The organism is Nostoc sp. PCC 9305 (assembly GCF_963920915.1).
GTDB lineage: Bacteria > Cyanobacteriota > Cyanobacteriia > Cyanobacteriales > Nostocaceae > Nostoc.
The window spans coordinates 26,879-42,868 of sequence record NZ_CAWUDN010000004.1; the positions used below are offsets into that span (position 1 = coordinate 26,879).

Sequence of the window (15,990 nt, forward strand, 5' to 3'; positions counted from 1 at the left end):
AGAATGGAAAATGATATGACTAATTATAGCGAACGCGCTGATTTTGATAGCCCTTGGAAAGAAATTATAGAAGCTTATTTTCCCCAAGCAATGCATTTCTTTTTTCCAGAAACTTCTGCATTAATTGATTGGGAACGTCCTTATGAATTTCTAGATAAAGAACTTCAACAGATAGCTCGTGAAGCTGAACAGGGTAAGCGATATGCCGATCAATTAGTCAAAGTTTGGCAAACCCAAGGGGAAGAACTTTGGTTATTAGTCCATGTTGAAATTCAGGCACAAAAAGAAGATAATTTTCCTAAGCGGATGTTTACCTACAACTTTCGCATATTTGACCGCTTCGATCGGCCAGCAATAAGCCTTGCAATTCTCTGCGATCCAAACCGCGAATGGCGACCAAGCAATTACAGCTATAATTATCCCAATACTCGCTTAACTTTTGAATTTGGCAGTATTAAACTTTTGGATTACGAAAATCGCTTTCACGAGTTAGAAAATAGCGATAATCCATTTGCAACTGTCGTCATGGCGCATTTGAAAACGCAGCAGACGCGCTCTTCACCCGAACAACGCAAAATATGGAAATTCAGCTTAATTCGCAGACTATATGATTTGGGCTTAGGAGAGCAGGATATTCGCAACCTGTATCGATTTATCGATTGGGTTATGATATTACCAAAGGCATTAGAAAATCAGTTTTGGGAAGAGTTTAAACAATTTGAGCAGGAGCGAACTATGAGATATGTAACTACAGGTGAGCGCATCGGCTACGAGCGCGGAAAACAAGAAGGTGAACAACAGCTTATTTTAAGGTTACTACAAAGACGAATGGGAGAATTATCACCAGAATTGCAAGAGCGCATCAAATCTCTTTCTTTAAATCAATTAGAAACCCTTGGCGAAGCTTTGTTAGATTTTACTGCTATGGAAGATTTGCTGAACTGGTTGCAAAATCAATCAGCTTAAAATCTATTTTTATTAAAAATGTAAAAAATACATCTACTCACTTGGCGAGACAGGATTTTTTTAACTTAGTTCAATGATTTATTACATTACCAAATAAAAAGTTACGAGTGAGTAACAAAAAGGGCAGGTACAAAACCCGCCCTCAAAGTAATCAATATTTAAACTAAACTAGCGATCGCAACTTAATTACCAATTTGGGGCGCACTCAAAGAAACCTTCAGTGCGTCGTCTTGTTGCTGTGCTAATGTCGGCACGGAATCACGCAATCTTGCCGTCAATTGTACAGTTGTAGCGTCGTACATTTGAGTCAGCAATTTGGGATAGAAACCAATACCAATAATTGGAATTAACAAACAAGCAATGATAAATACTTCACGGGGTTCGGCATCTATCAAAGCTTGGTGAGAAACTAATTCCTCGTTCTCTTTACCGTAGAAAATTTCTCGCAACATCGACAGCAGATAAATCGGAGTTAAAATCACTCCCACTGCCATCAAGAACACCACGATCACTTTGAAGGTAGAGCTATAAGCATCGCTAGTAGCAAAGCCCACAAACACCATCAATTCTGCCACGAAACCGCTCATCCCTGGCAATGCTAAAGAAGCCATTGAACAGGTGGTGAACATGGCGAAAATCTTCGGCATTCTCTTAGCGACACCGCCCATTTCATCCAACATCAGGGTGTGCGTGCGATCGTAAGTTGCCCCTACAAGGAAGAACAAACTCGCCCCAATTAACCCGTGGGAAACCATTTGCAATACTGCCCCACTCAATCCCAAATCGGTGAAGGAGGCAATACCAATCATCACAAAGCCCATGTGAGAAATTGAGGAGTAGGCAATTTTTCGCTTTAGGTTGCGCTGGGCAAAGGATGTCAAGGCAGCGTAGATGATATTAACTACCCCCAAAACCACCAAAACTGGTGCAAAATAAGCGTGGGCATCGGGGAGCATTTGGGCATTCATCCGAACTAAGGCATAACCGCCCATTTTCAGGAGAATACCTGCCAATAACATGTGTACGGGGGCTGTAGCTTCACCGTGGGCATCAGGTAGCCAGGTGTGCAAAGGAATAATCGGCAACTTGACGGCGTAGGCAATCAGGAAGCCAGCATAAAGCGCTAGTTGGAAATTCAGGGCGAAATCTTTGAGGGCGATCGCTCTCATGTCAAACGTCACCGTATCGCCGTAAAATCCCATTGTCAGGGCAGACAGCAAAATAAACAGGGAACCGCCGGCGGTGTATAAAATGAATTTAGTCGCTGCATACTGCCGCCTTTTGCCTCCCCAAATCGACAGCAGAAAGTATATCGGTACTAGTTCCAGTTCCCACACCAGGAAAAATAACAGCATATCCTGGACAGCGAACACGGCAATCTGACCGCCATACATCGCCAAAATCAAGAAGTAAAATAGCTTGGGCTTGAAGGTGACAGGCCAAGCTGCTAAAATCGCCAGCGTGGTAATGAATCCAGTCAAAATAATTAGGGGCATGGACAAGCCATCAGCCCCTACTGACCAATTCAAACCCAATTGTGGTACCCAAGGGTAACTTTCCACCAACTGCAAATCTGGATTGGAGAAATCATACCCAGTATAAAAAGCATAAACAATTAGTGCAAAATCTATCAGCCCCACGATAAGGGAGTACCAGCGCACTGTTTTGCCTTCTTTATCAGGAATGACGGGAAGAAGTAGCGACGCGGCTATCGGAAACAGAATAATCGTCGTCAGCCACGGAAAATTAGCTATATTCATCACAATTCGTCTGCTATCAAAATCATGTTTGGCAAAAAGTCACTAGTTATTAAGTAACAGCTTTTTGGGGATTTCGTCTTCCTCGTTAGGTTGATTTAATTAAATTGGCAATCCCCCGTTTCTGCTGTTGGGAGTCTCTTTTGACCTTTGGGTGTGCGGAATGTGGGTTGTGATACTCCCAGTGAAGTCAACAATTTACCCTAAAAAAGTTGGTAAACTAGAATTTTAGCGGTGCGATCGCGTAGTCCAACCCTAAAAATACAAAATGCTGTTTGATGGTTGTTGAAAAAAGCGATTTGCTACAAAAAATCATCACAGGAGAACTAAACATAATGATAATCGCACAAATTGAAAGTCAGATTCGTTATGTGACCAACGTAAATGGAGATACAACAGATGTACTCGTCCCTGTAGAACTTTGGCAACAGCTTATAAGTTCCATAAATTCTGATAACGTCAGTGGTTTAGCTTGGATTGATGAACAAGAGCCAAAAGCACAAATATTAGCCGATTTGCAAGAGTCCGTGCGACAAGCAGCAGCAGGAGAAACTTTCCCAGTTTCAGAGCTTTGGGACGATATCGAAGCCTAGATTTATGGCAGAAGTTCGCTTTACACCTCCCTTCAAACGCCGTCTCAAGACTCTGACTAAACGCTATCGGCAAATTCAAATTGACATTCAACTCATTATTGATCAGCTACAGGCTGGGAATTTTATCGGCGATCAAATTTCTGGGATAGACTTGACTGTTTTTAAAATTAGAGCAAAAAACAGTGATATCCCGACGGGTAAAAGTGGTGGATATCGGGTGATTTATCGGGTTGTCTCGCCTGAATGCGTCTTACTTCTACTAATTTATGCAAAATCGGATCAGGCAGATGTGAGCTTAGAAGAGATTGAAGATGCAATTAAAAAGACATAAAAAATCATATTCTGGGAGCATTTCGTTTATGTTACAACAGTGTGATCACCAGATACTAAGCATCTCAAAGACATGGCACTCAAAAAAGTTAGTCATTCTCACACCTCTGCCGAAACCCCTGAAGCACTTTTCCGAGATATTAAAAATAAAAAATCTCAAGGTTTGATTTCTCACCAAGCTGACATACTTAGAAAATACTGTCAGCCAGAAACTCTCAATCTACCAGATGTTGCCTTACAACTTCCAACAGGTAGTGGTAAGACAGGAGTCGGGCTTTTGATTGCAGAATGGCGGCGTTGCCGTTTTAATGAAAAAGTAGTGTATCTATGCCCTACTGTTCAGCTTGTGAATCAGGTAGTTGAGCAATCATCAACTATTTTTGGAATAAAAGCAAATGCTTTTACAGGTCAACAGACCGAATATGCCCCTACTATCAAGGCTGAGTATACTAATGCAGAAACTATTGCTGTCACTACTTATAGTAGTTTATTTAACACAAATCCTTTCTTTAAGAACGCCGACATAATAATTCTTGATGATGCCCATTCTGCTGAAAATTACATAGCAAAATATTGGTCTCTTTCAATTGAGCGCAATAATCCCGAACACAGCACTCTTTTTAAAGTTTTAGTAGCGGTTATGCGTGAGATTGTTCTCGATCCAAACTACTCTAGGTTGATGTCTAACTCTTCTCCTGATTTAGGAGACCTCCAATGGGTTCAAAAGATACCTACTCCGTCCATGTATGAAAGACTTGAAGAAATAACTACAATACTGGATACACATATTAATGATATAAAGGATTTAAAATATTCTTGGTCTGTCATAAAGGATCATTTATTTTCATGCCATATATACAGCAGCTATAACTTTATATTAATTCGACCTATTTTACCACCTACTCGTACTCATCAACCATTTTCTACTCCGAAACAACGCATATATATGTCTGCTACATTAGGAGAAGGAGGCGAACTAGAAAGACTTGCAGGTACAGAAAAAATAGTTCGTTTACCAGTTCCAGATGGATGGGATCAACAGGGCATTGGGCGTCGCTTTTTCTTTTTTCCAGAAAGATCACTTAATGAAGAAGCTGCACTCAAGGTAGCTATAGATATGATCAAAGAAACACCAAGAACACTCGTCCTTGTCCCAGATGATCCTACTGCAAAGAAACTTGCAACACAGATATCTACAACAACTAGTTATAAAATATTCAATGCTAGGGAAATCGAGAATTCAAAGCAGACTTTTATATCTGAATCAAAAGCAGTAGCTATAGTTGCAAACCGATATGATGGTATTGATTTGGGAGGCGATGAATGTCGTCTATTAATAATAAAAGGTATGCAAAAAGTAACAAATCTTCAAGAAAAATTTCTTGTGACGCGAATGCCGGCAAATATTCTTTTTAATAACCGTGTATTAACTAGAATTGTTCAGGCAATTGGCCGTTGTACAAGAGCAGATAACGACTATTCCGCAGTAGTAGTAATTGGAGAAGAATTGAATAATTATTTACTAGATAAGCATAAAAGGAAATTTTTACATCCAGAAATTCAAGCTGAAATAGAGTATGGAATTGAGCAATCTAAAGATGTTCAACCATCAGGATTTATTGAGAATTTGCAAATTTTTTTAACACATAAAGAAGACTGGAATGAAGCAGAGAAAGATATTATAGATTTGAGAGATAAATTAGAACAATCTCAACTTCCAGGCATAGAAAAATTACAGGCATCTGTTGCTCATGAAGTTAGATATCAAAATGCACTTTGGAGCGGCAATTTTGAAAAGGCAGTTGAAGAATGTCGTTCTGTATTAAGTTCACTTAGTGGAGATGATGTTAAAGGATATAGAGCTTTTTGGTGCTACCTTGCTGGAAGTGCAGCCTGGATAGCAGCACAACGTGGTACTGATTCTATGGAAGGAGTAGCACGTGATTTCTTTAAGCGTGCTGCCTCTACTACTGAAGGAGTTAGTTGGCTTTATCAACTCTCTAAGTTGAGTATGCAAGAAGATCAAGAAAATCAAGCTGATAAATTGAGGCTGACTTCTGTTATTGAAGGACTAGAATCACAATTGTCACTATATGGCAATTTCAACGATAAAAAATTTGAAGTAGAGGTAAAAGTAATTCTTGAGAATCTCCAGAGAGTGAAAGATACTCAGCAAGACTCCAAAGCCTTTGAAAATGGTCATGAAAAATTAGGGCGTTTATTGGGTTATCAAGCTGCAAATTCAAACGGAGATGCTGATCCAGATCCCTGGTGGATTGCTTATGATGACTTTTGTATTGTATTTGAAGACCATTCAACTGATAATCATGGAAATCCGCTAGGAGCAAATAAAGTTAGACAAGCCGCTTCACATCCTAACTGGATTAAAAAGAATATTCCGTTACTTCGCAAAGAATCAGAAATCATACCTGTTGTGGTTACACCTTGTAAAAGTATCACCAGTGGTGCAGAAAATCATACACAAGATGTGTGTTATTGGAATCAGCAGAAATTCCAAGCCTGGGCTGAAAAAGCAATCAATGTAGTACGTGAGCTAAAACGTAGTTTTCCTGGTGAAGCTAACTTGGAATGGAGAAAACGTGCTATGCAAGCTTATCAAGATAATCGTCTTGACCCAGCATCCTTAGCAAAAAATTTACGCGATCATAAATTAGCTAATCTCCCAATTAGTGGATAGTTGAGAGGTAGGGGTGGACGATCGCCCACCCCTATGAAAATCAGGTAACACCAAAAACAATCACTAAGCCCAAAACCGCCCCAAACACAATCAAGGCATAGAATTGAGCGCGACCGTTTTCTAGGTACTTCAGACCTTCACCGCTAACAAGGGTGAAAAAGCCTGTGAGGTTAACAGCACCATCTACAACGCGGAAGTCAACTTCCATAACTTGTCTGGCTAGGCGACGCAAGCCAAGGACAAAAACCCGATGGTAAATGTCATCAAAGTACCACTTGTTGAGGGATAACTCGTAAAGTGGTTGGATTTTAGCAGCGATCGCAGCCGGGTCAATTTTACGGCGCAAATACATCAGCGAAGCTAAGGTAATCGCAACCAAGGAAATTCCCACTGAGGCACCTGCCATAATGTAGAATTCCGTCGGATTGAACTCGGAAGCCTTTTCTAGAACTTCGGTGAGAGTTTCGCTAGGAGGAAAGATAAACTCTTCAAAATAATTGGCGTAGGGAGTTCCCACCAAACCAATGAAAATCGAAGGCACAGCCAAAAATACTAATGGCAGAGTCATTGTCCACGGCGATTCGTGAGGCGAGTCGCTGTGATGTCCGTGGGAGTCATGAGAGTCATGGTGTTCACCAGTGGCAGCCAATTCTCCTTTCTTCATTGCCCCAGGCCCAAAATTCGGGGCTAGTTCTTCTGACTCTAACTCCAGAACAATTGTCGCCGCCTTCTTAAGTTTTTCCTTGATTTTCTCGTCAGTACCCCGGAATTTGCCTTCAAATGTCGAGAAATACATTCTAAACATATAGAAAGCAGTAATCCCGGCAGTTAGCCAGCCGATGAACCAGAGGAGTGGATTAGCCTCAAAAGCCTTCCCTAGAATTTCATCTTTTGACCAGAAACCAGCAAAGGGTGGAATACCAGAAATTGCCAAGCAACCAATCAAAAAAGTAGTTGCTGTGACAGGCATATACTTTCGTAGTCCACCCATCAAGCGCATATCTTGAGCTAAGGCGGGGTCGTGTCCAACGACACCTTCCATACCGTGAATTACTGAACCTGAACCCAAGAACAGCATCGCCTTAAAATAGGCGTGGGTCATCAGGTGGAATAGTCCAGCACTGTAGGAACCTATTCCCATTGCCATCACCATGTAACCAAGTTGGGAAATGGTGGAGTAAGCCAAGCCCTTTTTGATGTCGTTTTGGGTAATGGCAATGGTTGCCCCCAAAAACGCCGTAAACGCTCCAGTAAAAGCAATGACATTCATTGCGGCTGGAACGCCTTCAAATACTGGGTACATCCGGGCAATGAGGAAAACACCAGCCGCCACCATTGTTGCCGCGTGAATCAAGGCAGAAATGGGGGTGGGGCCTTCCATCGCATCTGGTAGCCAGACGTGGAGGGGGAATTGGGCTGATTTTGCTACTGGGCCTAAGAAAACTAAAATCGCAAACAGGACAGCGAGAAAATTGCTGATAGAACCTGATTCGACAAGTTGGGCAAGGCGATCGCCCATGATATTAAAATCAAAGCTTCCTGTTGCCCAGAACAGCCCCAAAATGCCGAGTAACAAACCAAAGTCGCCTACGCGGTTGGTCACAAACGCTTTTTGAGCGGCATCGGCTGCTGACTTGCGATCGTACCAAAAGCCGACCAGCAAGTAGGAACACATCCCGACTAGTTCCCAGAATATATAAATCTGTACTAGGTTGGGGCTGACCACCAGACCTAACATTGAGGAGCCAAACAAACTTAGATAGGCATAAAACCTCACGTAGCCGGGATCGTGAGCCATGTAGCCATCGGTGTAAACCATGACTAAACAGGCTACCGTTGTGACAATCACCAGCATAAGGGCTGTCAGGTGGTCAATAGTGTAGCCCATGCTCAGGTGAAAATTACCTGCTGCCGCCCACTCAAAGGTGCGGAGATAAGGCGCGTGTCCTTGAATTTGACTCCATAACAAGGCAAACGACAGCCCCATAGCTGCTGCCATCATGGAGATAATCACCACAGCGTTAAGCTGCCGTAGGCGGTTTGTCACCTGATTCAACGAGATTAACCCTAGACCGACCAGCATCGCCCCAAAAAGAGGGAACACCGGAATCAGCCAGGCATACTGATAGATTACTTCCATCACTGACGCCTACTTTTAGAATTCTTGATTTAGCGTGTCGAAACTGTTAATAATTGTGACACACACCCTTTAGGATAAAATAACCCACCCAAGACTGATTGGGTGGGGTATTAAGCATGGTTTTAGATTTGGTCGTTAGTCATTGGTCATTAGTCATTGGTCATTTGTCCAATGCCCCATGCCCCATACCCAATATCCATCAGGCAGATCGACATTCTAAGTCCACTATTTTTGAATTTTTGTGGATTTTGGGGTAATTGCTGTAGCTGGCTTTAATCTCTTCTAAAGCTAGACGCAAATCTTCTCTGCCACGAAAGCATTCCAAGCGATGGCGAATAGTGCCATTTTCAATCAATAGTAAAGTGGGTAGTGATTTTAGCCTATAGGTAGTAGACAATTTAAAATTTTGATCGGCGTTAACCCCAACTAATTTAATTTCATCCCCGCACTGGGCTTGAAATTGCAACAATAGCGGGTGGATAACTCGACACAAGCCACACCAAGGTGCCTCAAAGTTAACTAAAACAGGAATAGGAGATTCTAAAACTTCTTGAGTAAATGTCCGCTCACTAACCGACAACACCATGACGCCTCTTGGATTATAAGGTTTTTATATCAAACTAGCTATCAGTACTGAATTGAGTAGTGCTGAGTTCCGAGTTCTGGTTGCTGAGTAGAAGTCCATAACTAAAGTTAGCGGATTGAATGAGGAACTCGTTTCTTTTTTTTCTTAGAGTAAAGCGGGGATTGGGACTAATTGCCAAGCAATGAATACTAAGTTGCTTTTACTCAGAACTCAGCTACTGCTTCAGTGGAGGATTGGCAAGTCAGTAACTGCCGATAGATGCATTCAGGACACAAATATTCAGGACACAGAATAATTGGCAAAAATTGAGCGCGTTAATGTGTCTCTGACAGAAAAGCTACCTTAGAAGTCGCGTTGGCTTTTTTGGATGTTAAACTCTTGATTGCCTTGACCGCCTAGGGATTTGACTTAATCTGCCACTTTCTTTCAAGGAAAGGCAACTGACCAATGACTACCAATATAAAATCTCAAGCTGGCTGAACGCACCCTCCACTGAATATATGTTTGAATTTATCCTACATTGATTTGGGGCAATTGATAAGCTGAAATTTCCATCTATTTCGGATTTTCTGCTGACACTGGGGATCGTCTAAAGTTACCATCCTATCCTACTAGTTGCTTCCAGTAACAGAGGGTGCGACCACCAAAGCAAAGCTATAAAAATGGCAACTCCCAAATAAGCAGGGCGGAGAAATTCCTGCCATTTGAGAGATTGACGCCCGTCAATAATTGCTTTAAAGGGAATAATTGAAGTCCGCTGTTTAGCAATTTCAAAAGCTTCCCCATAACGATCGCTCAAGCGGCGATCCCCGTGCCAAACCCCAAACAAGTGATGCAATATCAATCCAATGGAAGTCACAAGGGTAAAGGTAGTACCCAGCCAGAGAGTGTGGGCAACACACCAAATTATTTGTCCCACCATCTGGGGATGACGGGTAATCCGAATAATTCCTGTTTCGTAGAGATGAACTTGGGGCTTTTGAATAGCAGCAATTTCTAGTAGATTGAAGGTAGCAGGATATAAAAACAAGAACGAGATTGCTGATAGCAGCCAAACAAATTCTCGGACTCCTGGCACCCCTTGTACCTGCCAAATTTGCAAACCATCATAACGGTGCCCAAAAAAGTAAATAATTAATATCACAGCCAACGGTAGGCTGACTAATGCAAAGAGAATGCGATAAAACCTTGGGCCAATATATTTTTCTGCCCAAGGGCGTAAAGCAGCGCCTCCACTGTGAGCGATCGCAAAAACTATTTGTAACCCCAGTATGACAAAATGACTGGGTGTCAACCAAGAAATCAGCAGCATATACACAGGTGAAGTAATTTAAAGAAAACTGAATTCAGTACAACCAATACCACAAAGTATTCAAAAGGGGACTTTAGTCAAGATGTTGTGCTACTGTCTTTTTCGAGTCAAGCCTTCAAGTTTAATATGCAACAAATCATGTCCGGCTGATTGCTGCCAAACCGGATTTATTACGTGCATCTGCTCCTTTAAAAGTTTGTGGGTTGAGCCTTATGTCTGACCTTCCTTTCACTTTAGATCAGTTACGTATCCTGAAAGCGATCGCTCAAGAAGGAAGCTTCAAGCGTGCCGCTGATAGTCTTTACGTTTCCCAGCCCGCTGTTAGTTTGCAAGTCCAAAATCTCGAACGGCAGCTCGATGTCCCCTTATTCGATCGCGGAGGACGACGCGCCCAATTAACCGAAGCCGGGCATCTACTCTTAAACTACGGTGAAAAAATCCTCAGTCTCTGTCAAGAAACTTGCCGCGCGATCGAGGATTTACAAAATCTCCAAGGTGGTACTTTGATTGTCGGTGCTTCTCAAACCACCGGCACTTATCTTTTGCCCAGAATGATCGGTATGTTCCGACAAAAATATCCAGATGTGGCAGTGCAATTACACGTCCACTCTACCCGGCGGACTGCTTGGAGTGTCGCTAACGGACAAGTCGATCTGGCAATTATCGGTGGTGAAATTCCCGGCGAACTGTCAGAATCTTTAGAAGTTATTCCTTACGCTGAGGACGAGCTAGCGCTGATTTTACCTGTTTTTCATCCTTTTACCAAACTTGAAAAAATCCAGAAAGAAGACCTATATAAATTACAATTCATTGCCCTAGATTCCCAATCGACTATCCGCAAAGTAATAGACCAAGTGCTAGGACGCTGCGAGATTGATACCAGACGTTTTAAAGTTGAAATGGAGTTGAATTCCATTGAAGCGATTAAAAATGCTGTGCAGTCTGGTTTAGGGGCTGCCTTTGTTTCAACTAGTGCGATCGCTAAAGAGTTACAAATGGGCGTTTTGCACCGTACTCCCATTGAAGGCGTTGTCGTCAAACGGACGCTGTGGCTGATTTGTAATCCCAATCGCTATAGATCCAAGGCCGCAGAAGCCTTTAGTCAAGAAATTTTGCCCCAGTTTGCTAACCCAGGATGGAATCAAGATGTGTTAAAATTGACACAAAAAAGTCTAGTGTTAACTACATTGGAGGTAGCAACACCCACGTCATCTGGCGAAGACTAAAATCAGGTTATTAGTCCCTTGTCATTTGTCCTTCGTTTTTTGTAAATGACCAAATAATTCGTAATCACGCTCCTCTGTCGCTAACTTAATTCGTAATTATGAACCCATTGTGTTCGTGCAGGGTGCTGTAGGTAAACCAAAGGTTTGACATCAGGAAAAAAGTTTCGTGTTCCCCATTAACAAATTTAGTTTCTCTGTAACCTGAACTAATTACGAATTACGTAGCTTGCTTCTTGCCATTCACGTAGCATCTCGTAGAGAAGGCGAGTATTATCAATTACGAATTATTTTGACTAATCACGAAAATGGAAGTTTACTGCACTCGTCCGCGTTGTCCACGCCCACAAAACTATTTTGTCGATTTAGATGATGTTACGACACTAAAAACAACCCAGCAAAAGTATTGCACTACCTGTGGTATGCCATTGATGCTAGATGGTCGATATGTGCCAAGTAAACTGCTGGGAAGAGGCGGGTTTGGAGCAGCATTTTTGGCACGCGATCGCCGAATACCGGGAATGCGTCAATGCGTGGTTAAGCAGTTTCAACCAGCAGGAAATTTAACCTTAAATCAACTGCAACAAGCACAGTTGATGTTTGAGAGAGAGGCAGAAGTTTTAGCACAACTTGGTAACGATCACGAGCAAATTCCTGACTTGTTTGCCTTCTTTCCAGTGATAGTTAATAGTTTGCAACCAGGAGAGCAAGACCAATTTTTCTACTTGGTGCAAGAATACATTGATGGGCAAACCCTAGAAGAAGAATTAGCTCAACAAGGCAAATTTTCTGAACAACAAGTATTAGAAGTATTACAAGGAATTTTGAGGGTACTAGAGTTTGTCCATGACAGAGGCATTATCCACAGAGATATCAAACCTTCAAACATTATGCGTCGTCGTGATGGTAAACTTTTCTTACTAGACTTTGGCGCAGTCAAGCAAGTAACCAATGCTGCACTTGGTTCTGCTGCTTCTTCCACAGGAATTTATTCTATGGGATTTGCACCGCCTGAACAGATGGCTGGGGGCCAAGTATTTCCATCTACAGATTTATACGCTTTAGCTGTAACTCTGATTACCTTGTTAACAAATAAGGAAGCAATTCAACTATTTGATGCTTACAGTAACCAGTGGAAATGGCGAATGCACGTAGTGCAGGCTTCGCCAACGCAAGTGACTGTCAACCCTCACCTTGCTGACATTTTAGACAAGATGCTGCTACCTGCGGCTAATCAGCGCTTCCAGTCAGCTCAGGAGGTTCTACGCGCACTTAACTCACAGGCGGCTCAAGCCGCTACACAACTTAATTCGCCCTCTGTAACCCTCCCGCCACAACCACCCCAAGGTTCTAGCCCTGTTGTTCCCCGTCGTCCACCAACTCAACCAGCGTTTTCGACATTGGAATTATTGGGTGGGGCGGCATTTAGTGGATTTCAGGGTGCATTGATCGCGATCGCCCTCTTCAGTCTAGTAAAATCACCAATAGTTACTTTGACTACTTCCGCCCTGATTTTAGGTATACTAATTTTTGCTCAAACCAGGCGGTGGATTGAAAAGTTCGATTTATTAATTATTCCCATAATTACTTTTGCAATTATTTTTTTTATTCCCTTTTTACGGGGAGGACTTGACCTTCCGTCAGTGGTGATTTTAGCAGTTGGAGCAGGGTTAGTAGCTATTTCATTAACAGCTGTATTTCGACTTATTTATAAATTATTATCTCTCTTACTTTAAAAAACTTCTGGTGCTAACAGCGACATAAATGTCTCAGAAAAACGAAACACTTAGTCTTTTTTTAGCCGTTGTCACCACTATTGGTTTAATCTTTGGTGGTCTATGGTTTCTTATGGAACGGTGGGCGCAATTAACTGGAACTGTTCCTAAAACTTCTGAGAATGGTAACACAGGTAATCCCATAAACCAGTTTGTCAACAACAGATGTAACGTCCCAAACCTTCCAAAAGGAACATTCAACTATGGTGGTAGTACAACCTGGGCACCCATCCGTAAAGACGTAGACTCCGTACTAGCAAGCCTTTGTCCTCAATTTACTTTACGCTATACTCAACCTGCTTCAGGTCAAGCAGGATCTGGAACTGGTATTAGGATGTTGATAGATAATCAATTAGCTTTTTCTCAATCTTCCCGCTCAGTTAAAGCTGAAGAAAATACCGAAGCTAAACAAAAAGAATTTAGTTTGAAAGAAATTCCTGTGGCGATTGATGGTATTGCGATCGCGGTTAACTACAATCTCAATATCCCTGGTTTAACCGTCGCCCAACTTAAAGACATCTACACTGGCAAGCTTACTAATTGGCAACAAGTGGGTGGGCCAAATTTACCAATTAAAATCTATTCTCGCAACAAAGAAGCTGGCGGTACAGTAGAATTCTTTATCGAAAATGTTTTAAATAAAGAAAATTTTGGTACTAACGTTAGTTATGTTGGCACAACCACAGAAGCAGTACGAAAAGTAGCCGCGAATAGTGGCGCAATTTATTATGCTTCTGCCCCAGAGGTTGTACCACAATGTACTATTAAGTCGCTACCATTAGGGCGAATCAGCGGTCAATTTGTGCCTCCTTACCAACAACCTGTTGTATCTCCATCTGAATGTCCCAGCAAACGTAACCAGTTGAATAGTCAAGCATTTCGTAGTGGAGACTATGCAATTACCCGCAATTTATTTGTAATCGTTAAACAGAATGGTCAAACAGATCAGCAAGCTGGCGAAGCTTATGCAAATTGGCTGCTGACACCTCAAGGTCAAGAACTGATCGAAAAAGCTGGATTCGTTAGAATTAAATGAGCAAAATGGTTATATTTAGCCAAATAATCAAATATATAAATATTTTTACTTTATTTAAACTTGTTCATGTCACAAAAGAATGAAACCACAATTTTAGCTTTGGCCCTGCTGCTGACAGTTGGCATTGTTGGCGGTGGTTTTTGGTGGTTTACTAACAATGGGGTCAGAATTGGTAATACCAACATTCAAAATCAACAACCAGGCAACAATTCATCCTTGCAAGACCGTATTAGTTTTGGGGAAAAATCTTTTACTCCAGGTGATATTTCTCCAGTAAAAAAAGAAGGAATAGAGGCGATCGCAGCTAAAAGTTATGATAAAGCGATCGCCAATTTCACAGCTGCTCTAAAACTCAACCGTAACGATCCAGAAACGTTAATTTTTCTTAATAATGCCCGAATCGGTTCTTCCAAAAGCTATACCATCGTGGCTTCTGTACCATTTGGCACTGACCCCAATACTTCTTTAGAAATTTTACGTGGGATAGCTCAAGCTCAAAATCAAGTTAATAGCTCTGGAGGAATCAAGGAAGTACCTTTAAGGGTAGGGATAGCTAGTGATGACGACAATCCAGAAATAGCCAAGCAAATCGCCTCCAACCTAGTCAGCAATTCCGAAGTATTGGGTGTAGTCGGGCCGAATACTAGCGATTCCACCTTAGCCGCAGGTACTATCTATACTTCTGGACAACTTGTAGCCATATCTCCCACTAGTACGTCTGTCAAAATTTCTAACTTTAGCCGCTACGTTTTTCGCACAGTTCCCAGTGATTTTATGGCTGCGAGAAGTTTAGCCAACTACATGGTGAGAACCTTGCAGAAAAAAAATGCAGTGGTTTTCTTTAATTCTCAGAGTAACTATAGCCAGTCTTTAAAGTCGGAGTTTGTTTCATCAGTTTCCCTAGAGGGTGGACAGGTAGCCAGCGAATTTGACTTATCCAAGGCGGATTTTAGTGCAGCTAAAAGTCTAGAACAAGCAACTAAACAAGGTGCAGAAGTTTTGATGTTAGCTGCTAACACTGAAACTCTCGATAAAGCGCTGCAAGTAATTCAAATTAATCAAAAAAAGTTAACTTTGTTGGCAGGAGATGATGTTTACACTGCTAAAACTTTGGAAATTGGCAGAGAACAAGCTGTGGGGATGGTAGTAGCAGTTCCCTGGCATATTGATAGCGATCCTAAGTTAGATTTTCCCCAGAAATCGCGGCAGTTATGGGGCGGTGATGTGAGTTGGCGAAGCGCCCTTAGTTATGATGCCACTGTAGCTCTAATTGCGGCATTAGAACGTAATCCTACACGAGATGGAGTCCAACAAGCATTAACGTCCTCTGACTTTTCTAGCAGTGGTGCTTCTGGTACAATTCGGTTTTTAGCATCAGGCGATCGCAATGCGCCAGTTCAACTTGTAAAAATTGTTCCTGGTTCTCGCTCCCGCACTGGTTATGACTTTGAACCAGTGCGTTAATCAGCAATAAAAAATTAAAAATTAACCAATACTTAACCTGGAAAACCTCTCAAGATGGGAAATTGAGCTTTATGGGGAAAAATCTTACTGTCAATTTATTCTTACCACCA

General features: G+C 41.9%; 12 protein-coding genes. 8 read left to right on the top strand and 4 right to left on the bottom strand.

Annotated features, from left to right (window positions below; all coding sequences use genetic code 11):
* Nucleotides 1–15: 15 nt before the first annotated feature.
* Nucleotides 16–966, top strand: a complete 951-nt coding sequence (locus ACM0OX_RS02435) for a DUF4351 domain-containing protein (RefSeq protein ID WP_414512776.1) — start codon at nt 16–18, stop codon at nt 964–966.
* Nucleotides 967–1,148: 182 nt separating this feature from the next.
* Here ACM0OX_RS02435 and ACM0OX_RS02440 read toward each other — a convergent pair whose 3' ends face one another.
* Complete coding sequence (locus ACM0OX_RS02440; RefSeq protein WP_414512778.1) at nt 1,149–2,726, bottom strand: NAD(P)H-quinone oxidoreductase subunit 4; 1,578 nt, start codon at nt 2,724–2,726, stop codon at nt 1,149–1,151.
* A 332-nt stretch (nt 2,727–3,058) separates the two neighbouring features.
* On the opposite strand from ACM0OX_RS02440, the gene ACM0OX_RS02445 reads away from it, so the two are divergent.
* The 3 genes from ACM0OX_RS02445 to ACM0OX_RS02455 all read left to right on the top strand — a co-directional run bounded on the left by ACM0OX_RS02445 (nt 3,059) and on the right by ACM0OX_RS02455 (nt 6,344).
* Nucleotides 3,059–3,316: a hypothetical protein gene (locus ACM0OX_RS02445; RefSeq protein ID WP_414512780.1), complete on the top strand. Its 258-nt coding sequence runs from the start codon at nt 3,059–3,061 to the stop codon at nt 3,314–3,316.
* Nucleotides 3,317–3,320: 4 nt separating this feature from the next.
* Nucleotides 3,321–3,647 carry a type II toxin-antitoxin system RelE/ParE family toxin gene (locus ACM0OX_RS02450; RefSeq protein ID WP_414512782.1) on the top strand — a complete coding sequence of 109 codons (327 nt, stop codon included), beginning with the start codon at nt 3,321–3,323 and terminating at the stop codon, nt 3,645–3,647.
* Between the two features lie 72 nt (nt 3,648–3,719).
* A complete protein-coding gene (locus tag ACM0OX_RS02455; RefSeq protein WP_414512784.1) occupies nt 3,720–6,344 on the top strand; it encodes a DEAD/DEAH box helicase in 2,625 nt (874 codons plus the stop codon).
* 40 nt (nt 6,345–6,384) lie between these two features.
* Here the strand turns inward: ACM0OX_RS02455 and ACM0OX_RS02460 are convergent, their stop codons facing one another.
* The 3 genes from ACM0OX_RS02460 to ACM0OX_RS02470 all read right to left on the bottom strand — a co-directional run bounded on the left by ACM0OX_RS02460 (nt 6,385) and on the right by ACM0OX_RS02470 (nt 10,382).
* Nucleotides 6,385–8,484 (bottom strand): NAD(P)H-quinone oxidoreductase subunit 5, encoded by a 2,100-nt coding sequence (locus tag ACM0OX_RS02460; RefSeq protein ID WP_414512786.1) that lies wholly within the window; start codon nt 8,482–8,484, stop codon nt 6,385–6,387.
* A 199-nt stretch (nt 8,485–8,683) separates the two neighbouring features.
* Nucleotides 8,684–9,070 (bottom strand): thioredoxin family protein, encoded by a 387-nt coding sequence (locus ACM0OX_RS02465; protein WP_414512788.1) that lies wholly within the window; start codon nt 9,068–9,070, stop codon nt 8,684–8,686.
* 595 nt (nt 9,071–9,665) lie between these two features.
* Complete coding sequence (locus ACM0OX_RS02470; protein WP_335007606.1) at nt 9,666–10,382, bottom strand: NnrU family protein; 717 nt, start codon at nt 10,380–10,382, stop codon at nt 9,666–9,668.
* A gap of 212 nt (nt 10,383–10,594) precedes the next feature.
* Between ACM0OX_RS02470 and ACM0OX_RS02475 the strand changes: the two genes are divergently transcribed.
* From ACM0OX_RS02475 to ACM0OX_RS02490, 4 genes are all read left to right on the top strand, one after another.
* Nucleotides 10,595–11,608, top strand: coding sequence for a LysR family transcriptional regulator (locus tag ACM0OX_RS02475; protein ID WP_414512790.1), 1,014 nt, complete (start codon nt 10,595–10,597; stop codon nt 11,606–11,608).
* Between the two features lie 305 nt (nt 11,609–11,913).
* Nucleotides 11,914–13,341 carry a protein kinase domain-containing protein gene (locus tag ACM0OX_RS02480; protein WP_414512791.1) on the top strand — a complete coding sequence of 476 codons (1,428 nt, stop codon included), beginning with the start codon at nt 11,914–11,916 and terminating at the stop codon, nt 13,339–13,341.
* A 28-nt stretch (nt 13,342–13,369) separates the two neighbouring features.
* Entirely contained in the window at nt 13,370–14,416 is a 1,047-nt protein-coding gene (locus ACM0OX_RS02485) for a PstS family phosphate ABC transporter substrate-binding protein (protein ID WP_414512793.1), read from the top strand.
* Between the two features lie 66 nt (nt 14,417–14,482).
* Complete coding sequence (locus ACM0OX_RS02490) at nt 14,483–15,880, top strand: ABC transporter substrate-binding protein (protein WP_414512795.1); 1,398 nt, start codon at nt 14,483–14,485, stop codon at nt 15,878–15,880.
* Nucleotides 15,881–15,990 lie beyond the last annotated feature (110 nt).

What these genes read in the sequence shown, in the direction of transcription:
- ACM0OX_RS02435 (WP_414512776.1), top strand. Translation starts at nt 16, where the DNA reads ATGACTAATTATAGCGAACGCGCTGATTTTGATAGCCCTTGGAAAGAA.
- ACM0OX_RS02440 (WP_414512778.1), bottom strand. Translation starts at nt 2,726, where the DNA reads ATGAATATAGCTAATTTTCCGTGGCTGACGACGATTATTCTGTTTCCG.
- ACM0OX_RS02445 (WP_414512780.1), top strand. Translation starts at nt 3,059, where the DNA reads ATGATAATCGCACAAATTGAAAGTCAGATTCGTTATGTGACCAACGTA.
- ACM0OX_RS02450 (WP_414512782.1), top strand. Translation starts at nt 3,321, where the DNA reads ATGGCAGAAGTTCGCTTTACACCTCCCTTCAAACGCCGTCTCAAGACT.
- ACM0OX_RS02455 (WP_414512784.1), top strand. Translation starts at nt 3,720, where the DNA reads ATGGCACTCAAAAAAGTTAGTCATTCTCACACCTCTGCCGAAACCCCT.
- ACM0OX_RS02460 (WP_414512786.1), bottom strand. Translation starts at nt 8,484, where the DNA reads ATGGAAGTAATCTATCAGTATGCCTGGCTGATTCCGGTGTTCCCTCTT.
- ACM0OX_RS02465 (WP_414512788.1), bottom strand. Translation starts at nt 9,070, where the DNA reads ATGGTGTTGTCGGTTAGTGAGCGGACATTTACTCAAGAAGTTTTAGAA.
- ACM0OX_RS02470 (WP_335007606.1), bottom strand. Translation starts at nt 10,382, where the DNA reads ATGCTGCTGATTTCTTGGTTGACACCCAGTCATTTTGTCATACTGGGG.
- ACM0OX_RS02475 (WP_414512790.1), top strand. Translation starts at nt 10,595, where the DNA reads ATGTCTGACCTTCCTTTCACTTTAGATCAGTTACGTATCCTGAAAGCG.
- ACM0OX_RS02480 (WP_414512791.1), top strand. Translation starts at nt 11,914, where the DNA reads ATGGAAGTTTACTGCACTCGTCCGCGTTGTCCACGCCCACAAAACTAT.
- ACM0OX_RS02485 (WP_414512793.1), top strand. Translation starts at nt 13,370, where the DNA reads ATGTCTCAGAAAAACGAAACACTTAGTCTTTTTTTAGCCGTTGTCACC.
- ACM0OX_RS02490 (WP_414512795.1), top strand. Translation starts at nt 14,483, where the DNA reads ATGTCACAAAAGAATGAAACCACAATTTTAGCTTTGGCCCTGCTGCTG.